The organism is Ferruginibacter sp., assembly GCF_031430955.1.
GTDB lineage: Bacteria > Bacteroidota > Bacteroidia > Chitinophagales > Chitinophagaceae > Ferruginibacter.
Genome location: NZ_JANPCM010000486.1, coordinates 1 through 3,985 on the forward strand (window position 1 = coordinate 1; position 3,985 = coordinate 3,985).

The window sequence follows — 3,985 nt, forward strand, 5'->3', positions numbered from 1 at the left end:
TATTACCAGGAAGCTGGCCGTGCCGGCAGAGATGGCAAAAAAGCTTATGCCGTTTTATTATTCAGTAATAAAGAGCTGGAAGATTTACAAAAGCAAAGCGATATACGGTTTCCAACAGAAGAAGAAATAAAAAAAGTGTACACCGCTTTAATGAATCATTTACAAATTGCAGCAGGAACCGGTGAAGATTTAAGTTATGATTTAGATATTACCACATTTACCCGTGCTTTTAAATTAAATATACTTGCCGCCACTTATGCCATTAAAGTGCTGGAGCAGGAAGATGTACTCAGTTTTAATGAAATGGTTTTTAAACCTTCTACAGTATTATTTACTGCTAACAGAAATGACTTAACAGATTTTGAAAAAATGCATCCAAATTTAGAACCAGCTATAAAAGGGCTGCTAAGGTCTTACGAAGGCATTTTTGATTTTCCATCAACAATTAATGAAAACCTGCTGGCTAATTTTTTAAAGAAAGATATTGTTATTTTAAAAAAAGAGCTGACCCAGTTAAACGATTATGGAATTATTATTTATACCCCACAAAAAGACAAACCCCAAATTACACTTTTGCAAAACAGGATGTATGCCGACAGCTATGCCGTTAACACCGCAAACTACTTAGAAAGAAAAAAGAATTTTGAGCAACGGGTTGCAGCAATAGTAAATTATGTAAAAAATACCACTTCATGCCGCAGCAAATTAATCTCCGTTTATTTCAATGCGCCTGCAGCAAACGATTGCGGTAAATGTGATAACTGTATTAATCAAAAAGCTATTATCATAACCAAAGAAGAATTTGAAAAAATTTCATCCGGTATTTTACTACTTATAAAAGACACTGCTATGCCTGTAAAGGACATTCAGAATATATTGAAGACTGTAAAAAAAGAAAAATTATGGAAAGTAATAAATTATTTGCAGGAAGAAAATAAGATTACGGTTGATAAAGAGGGAAGGATTTTTTTGTAAGAATCTGTACAAGTGTAGTTTAGTAATAATACAACAAAAATTAAAAATTGGGAGTTGTATAAAATAAAAAAGGGACCAAGATAGAAATCTAGTCCCGCTTTAAAATCCAATATCCTATGAAAAACCGAAACGAAGATAATGCGGAATTTACGATTCCACAACATTTTTATACAATATTTTTAAAATATTTTATAATTTGGCGGCTTCTATAATAATGTCTTAAATACACAGTCCTTTTATTTTAAAAATTGAAAATCAAGCACTTACACAGATATTAAGAACTATTTTTTTATATTATATCCGCCAGATTTATACAAATAATTAGCTCCCTGATACCATGCAACAGTTTCGTTTTCCAGGGCTTTTTCATGCGATATTTTACTGGTAATACCGGAAATAAAGTTGGGTATTACCATTTCTATTTTCTTTTGTGGTGATAGAATTACGAGCTTTCCATTTCGGATATAACCCATATCCTGATAAGTGCTTATAAATGCTCTTTCTCTGCCTGCAGGAGTTTTAAAAATATCATAACCTAAAAAACGACTGGTGTAGTTAAGATTTAGCATGCCCAAAACGGTAGGCACTAAATCTATTTGGCTGGTAAGGCGTTGCTCAATATTTGGTTTAACTAAAAGAGGGGAGTAAATAAAACAAGGAATGTGATAGCGGTTAACGGGCAAATCTGTTTTGCCGGCGCTTTTGCTGCAATGATCGGCAACAATTACAAAAATAGTATTATTAAACCATGGTTTTTGGTGTGCGTCTTTTAAAAATTTATTAATGGCATAATCCGTGTACTTTACTCCGCCTGCAACAGATTGCGATGCAGATGGAATATCAATTCTTCCATCGGGGAAAGTGTAGGGCCGGTGATTGCTCACCGTCATAATATGATTGAAGAATAATTTACCGCCTGAAAAACTTTTATCACACTGCTGTAAAGTAAAATCAAACGCAGCTTCATCATCAATGCCCCATGCACTGGTATGATGTACCATTTTTTCGGGAACATCCCTTTTATCTAACACAGTATATCCATTACCGCCAAAATATTTTCCCATGTTATCAAAAAAAGCATTGCCTCCATAAATATAATTTACATCGTAGCCTTTTGTTTTTAAAACACTACCCATGGTAAACATATCTCCGTTGTCTGGCCGTCTTACTATCGACTGGCCGGGAGTTGGCGGAATGGCTAACGACAATGCTTCCAATCCTCTTACCGTCCTTGTACCGGTTGCATAAAAATTTTCAAAAAATAAACTGTGTGGGATAAGAGAATCTAAAAATGGTGTGATGTTTTCTTTATTACCAAAATGTTTTAAATAATCGCCGCTTAAACTTTCTACACTAATCAATACTACATTCCATTTGTGTTCCGGGCTGTCGTTTTTAATTATTCTTTCTACACTTAATGGATTACCGGTGAATGTTGCATTGGGTGCCTGCAGCATTTCTTTTAAAATTTTAAAATTAGCAGTATCATTATGGACAATATAAAAACGGTTATAATCAATTTCATTATTCCAAAATGCTGAACCAAATTCATAAATACCATTGCCACCCAATTCATTTACATAATTATTGTTACTGATATTTTTAACCCTGTTGTTTACTAAAAAATAACCGGCAAGGGGTATCAATAAAAATAAAAAAAAGAAAGCTGAACGTTTTGCAAAACGCATACTTACCATTTGGGAAAGAGCAATTTTTTTTCTTACCAAAACAACAACAGTAACAGTTGCAAGAATTACTCCACTGCCAATAAGAGGAATATTGTACGATTCCCAAATATTACCAAGCACTTCAGTTGTATAAATTAGATAATCAACAGCAATAAAATTATACCGCACACTAAATTCATCCCAAAAAATAATTTCGCCACCGGCATTTAAAAGCAGAATAAAAGTGATTAAAAAAAACAGGATAAATAACGGAATGCGGTTCCAGCGTTTTTGATAAAAGGAGTCTTTCATCAGCCAGCAATACAAAGCAACTGGGATAGCAAAAAAACCGCTTACTACCAGATCATAGAATAATCCAATTATAAAAATTCCGATGAGTTTTAATGTATTTAACTCCAGCCCGGTCCAACTTTTTACCAGTAATATAATTCTTGTAATTAAGCTGATGGCGCAAACTAAAATGGCCACAATTGCTACCGGCCCAAAACGGTGATAGAAAATTTTCTTAAGCATGAGCAAAGATAACAAAACAAAAAAGCCTGAGAAACAGTAATGGTTTATCAGGCTTTACATAGTCAGACGGGGAAGTCAGACTATGTTAAAACCAACTTTTACTTTTGCTTGATCTGCTTCTGCCACCTAAACCTAAAGCGCCTAATAAAGAACGCACAATAGTATTGCCTGCAGTGCGTACCATACTTTTTACAATAGTATTATCAGCAACTTTTTCCAAGGTTGATTTTTCTTCTTTAGTTTTTTTGCCTGTTTCTTTTTCTTCTGTCGCTGAATTTTCTGCTGCCTCTTCCAATTTAGCAGTTAAAATTTCATACGCACTTTCGCTGTCAATAGCCCTGTTATATTTAGCAACTAATTTAGATTTACCTGCAATGATGTCAATCTCTCCTTCAGTCAGCACATCCATTCTGCTTCGTGGTGCACAAAGCATTACATGTGCCAGCGGTGTGGGAATACCTTTTTCATTCAGCATCGTTACTAATGCTTCGCCTATGCCCAACTGTGTAATTAAATCTTCCGTTTTATAAAATGCTGTTTCGGGATAATTTTGTGCTGTTTGTTTAATAACTTTTCTGTCGGCGGCAGTAAATGCCCTTAACGCATGCTGCACTTTTAAACCTAATTGGCCCAGCACACTTGCCGGTACGTCCATGGGGTTTTGTGTACAAAAGAAAATACCAATTCCTTTTGAACGGATGAGTTTTATTATTGTTTCTATTTGCTGCAACAAAGCTTCACTGGCCTCCTGAAAAATTAAATGGGCCTCATCAATAAACATAACCAGCTTGGGTTTATCCAAATCGCCT

Annotated in this window: 3 protein-coding genes; 1 reads left to right on the plus strand and 2 read right to left on the minus strand. The window is 34.7% G+C overall.

What is annotated here, in order from left to right; genetic code table 11:
* Nucleotides 1-975, plus strand: a 975-nt coding sequence (locus tag ACY65O_RS13470; RefSeq protein WP_462221377.1) for a RecQ family zinc-binding domain-containing protein, incomplete at its 5' end; no start/stop codon positions are given.
* 281 nt (nucleotides 976-1,256) lie between these two features.
* Here ACY65O_RS13470 and ACY65O_RS13475 read toward each other — a convergent pair.
* Nucleotides 1,257-3,176, minus strand: a complete 1,920-nt coding sequence (locus tag ACY65O_RS13475; RefSeq protein ID WP_462221378.1) for an LTA synthase family protein — start codon at nucleotides 3,174-3,176, stop codon at nucleotides 1,257-1,259.
* Between the two features lie 85 nt (nucleotides 3,177-3,261).
* Nucleotides 3,262-3,985, minus strand: a 724-nt coding sequence (locus tag ACY65O_RS13480; protein WP_462221379.1) for a helicase HerA-like domain-containing protein, incomplete at its 5' end; no start/stop codon positions are given.

Coding starts and splice junctions, on each gene's coding strand:
- ACY65O_RS13475 (WP_462221378.1), bottom strand. CDS start 3,176: ATGCTTAAGAAAATTTTCTATCACCGTTTTGGGCCGGTAGCAATTGTG.